General features: G+C 53.4%; 1 tRNA gene and 2 rRNA genes. All 3 read left to right on the forward strand.

What is annotated here, in order from left to right:
* The first annotated feature begins 198 nt into the window (after positions 1-198).
* The 3 genes from ACR0KW_RS24000 (at position 199) to ACR0KW_RS24010 (ending at position 3526) form a co-directional block, all read left to right on the forward strand.
* A 23S ribosomal RNA gene (locus tag ACR0KW_RS24000) occupies positions 199-3028 on the forward strand.
* A 185-nt stretch (positions 3029-3213) separates the two neighbouring features.
* Positions 3214-3328: ribosomal RNA gene (gene rrf, locus ACR0KW_RS24005) — 5S ribosomal RNA — on the forward strand.
* Between the two features lie 121 nt (positions 3329-3449).
* Positions 3450-3526 (forward strand) — tRNA-Met (locus tag ACR0KW_RS24010).

Below are 3526 nucleotides of genomic sequence, written 5' to 3' on the forward strand. Positions count from 1 at the left end.
CAAGTCAAGTACACTAACCCGCATGATCTGACGATCATGCATTGTCTTCCATTCTCCATGTGGGGCCGACCGACATCGGCAGCATGGGTTCCAGGATGGAAGGCGGGAAAGTATGCTTTTGGTTCAGAAACAGAGGCGGCCTTTAGTTACCAGCTGGGCCTGCCGTGAAGGACTTCGTGTCTTTCTCTTTCTGGATCAAATCAAGCGCGAGAAGGGCGTTTGGTGAATGCCTTGGCAGCAAGAGGCGATGAAAGACGTGATACTCTGCGATAAGCCATGGGGAGCTGAGAATAAGCTTTGATCCATGGATTTCTGAATGGGGCAACCCACCTGAAAGCTTCATATTGTTATCTCTGATACTCAATATGGGGTTTAAACAGGTACTTAAGACCTGAATACATAGGGTTTTAAGAGCAAACCCGGGGAACTGAAACATCTAAGTACCCGGAGGAAAGGAAATCAATTGATACTCCCCTAGTAGCGGCGAGCGAACGGGGACCAGCCGAGCCAGATAAGTGACTAGAACACGTTGGGAAGCGTGGCCATAGCGGGTGACAGCCCCGTATAGGAAGCTTTGATGGACGTATTAAGTAGGGCGGAACACGTGAAATTCTGTCTGAAGATCGGAGGACCACCTTCGAAGGCTAAGTACTCCTTGCTGACCGATAGCGAACCAGTACCGTGAGGGAAAGGTGAAAAGCACCCCGACGAGGGGAGTGAAACAGTACCTGAAACCGAACGCCTACAATCAGTCGGAGGCTCCTTGCGAGCTGACGGCGTACCTTTTGTATAATGGGTCATCGACTTGGTCTCACGAGCAAGCTTAAGCCGTTAGGTGTAGGCGTAGCGAAAGCGAGTCTTAATAGGGCGTATGAGTTCGTGGGATCAGACCCGAAACCGAGTGATCTAGGCATGGCCAGGTTGAAGGTAAGGTAACACTTACTGGAGGACCGAACCCACATCCGTTGAAAAGGATCGGGATGAGCTGTGCCTAGGGGTGAAAGGCCAATCAAACTCGGAGATAGCTGGTTCTCTGCGAAATCTATTTAGGTAGAGCGTCATCCGAATACCCCGGGGGGTAGAGCACTGGATGGGTAATGGGGCCCCACAGGCTTACTGATCCTAACCAAACTCCGAATACCCGGGAGTACTAGATGGCAGACACACTGCGGATGCTAACGTCCGTAGTGGAGAGGGAAACAACCCTGACCTACAGCTAAGGCCCCCAATTCATGGCTAAGTGGGAAAGCAGGTGGGACGACCAAAACAACCAGGAGGTTGGCTTAGAAGCAGCCATCCTTTAAAGATAGCGTAACAGCTCACTGGTCTAAATAAGTTGTCCTGCGGCGAAGATGTAACGGGGCTCAAGCCATGAGCCGAAGCTTAGGATGCCGTAAGGCATGGTAGCAGAGCGTAGTGTGACATAGAACTCATCCGTATTTGCATCCGCTTGGGTGTAATGACGGATCGAGTTCTTTCGATGAAGCCGGCCTGTGAGGGATCCGGTGGAGAGATCACTAGTGAGAATGATGACATGAGTAGCGACAAAGAGTGTGAGAGACACTCTCGCCGAAAGTCCAAGGGTTCCTGCTTAAAGCTAATCTGAGCAGGGTAAGCCGGCCCCTAAGCCGAGGCCGAAAGGCGTAGGCGATGGGAACTAGGTTAATATTCCTAGGCCAGGAGGATGTGACGGATCACAGGTGTAGTTCAATCTTATCGGATTGATTGGGCTGCTGAGTGGTTCCTGGAAATAGCCCTCCATCAGACCGTACCCTAAACCGACACAGGTGGACTGGTAGAGCATACCAAGGCGCTTGAGAGAACGATGTTGAAGGAACTCGGCAAAATACCTCCGTAAGTTCGCGAGAAGGAGGCCCGGTTCCTAGGCAACTAGGGGCTGGGGGCACAAACCAGGGGGTGGCGACTGTTTATTAAAAACACAGGGCTCTGCGAAGTCGCAAGACGACGTATAGGGTCTGACGCCTGCCCGGTGCCTGAAGGTTAAAAGGAGAGGTGAGAGCCTTGAATTGAAGCCCAGGTAAACGGCGGCCGTAACTATAACGGTCCTAAGGTAGCGAAATTCCTTGTCGGGTAAGTTCCGACCTGCACGAATGGCGTAACGACTTCCCCGCTGTCTCCAACATCGACTCAGCGAAATTGAATTGCCTGTCAAGATGCAGGCTTCCCGCGGTTAGACGGAAAGACCCCGTGCACCTTTACTACAGCTTCGCACTGGCATCAGGATTGTGATGTGCAGGATAGGTGGTAGGCTTTGAAGCAGGAACGCAAGTACCTGTGGAGCCTCCCTTGAGATACCACCCTTCGCACTCTTGATGTCTAACCGCGGTCCGTTATCCGGATCCGGGACCCTGCGTGGCGGGTAGTTTGACTGGGGCGGTCGCCTCCTAAAGCGTAACGGAGGCGCGCGAAGGTTGGCTCAGAGCGGTCGGAAATCGCTCGTTGAGTGCAATGGCAGAAGCCAGCCTGACTGCGAGACTGACAAGTCGAGCAGAGTCGAAAGACGGCCATAGTGATCCGGTGGTCCCGAGTGGAAGGGCCATCGCTCAACGGATAAAAGGTACGCCGGGGATAACAGGCTGATACTGCCCAAGAGTCCATATCGACGGCAGTGTTTGGCACCTCGATGTCGGCTCATCTCATCCTGGGGCTGGAGCAGGTCCCAAGGGTACGGCTGTTCGCCGTTTAAAGAGGTACGTGAGCTGGGTTTAGAACGTCGTGAGACAGTTCGGTCCCTATCTGCCGTGGGTGTAGGAGACTTGAGAGGAGTTGCCCCTAGTACGAGAGGACCGGGGTGAACGATCCACTGGTGGACCAGTTGTCGTGCCAACGGCAGTGCTGGGTAGCTATGATCGGACAGGATAACCGCTGAAGGCATCTAAGCGGGAAGCCCCCCTCAAAACAAGGTCTCCCTGAGGGCCGTGGAAGACCACCACGTCAATAGGCCGGAGATGTAAGCGCAGTAATGCGTTCAGTTGACCGGTACTAATCGCCCGATAGGCTTGATTTGATCCAGTAATGGAAAGACAAAATCAAAAGCATACACTGACCTTGAGTTGGACAACGTTGATTGATGTGAAACCCCGTAAGGGGTGACATAACTACCGAGTGGCAACGCGCATTTGCACGCAAATACGCTGCCTGCCACTCGTCGCGCTTTGCCTTTGGCAAAGTCGCGACGGGGATTTTCCTCGGTTTGGTGGTCATAGCGCAAGTGAAACACCCGGTCCCATCCCGAACCCGGAAGTTAAGCACTGCCGCGCCAATGGTACTTGGGCTTAAGCCCCGGGAGAGTAGGTCACCGCCAAACCTAGTAAAATCCCCCTTCTCTCTAAACGATCAGCAGAACACTACCCGGCCTCAAGTAGCGTAAGCGATTGGCCAACAATGGTCTCAAGTAGCCGAATAGGCCGTAGACCAACGCAAAGTGTCGCGGGATGGAGCAGCCCGGTAGCTCGTCAGGCTCATAACCTGAAGGTCGCAGGTTCAAATCCTGCTCCCGCAACCA

Source organism: Ruegeria sp. CG11 (assembly GCF_056537245.1).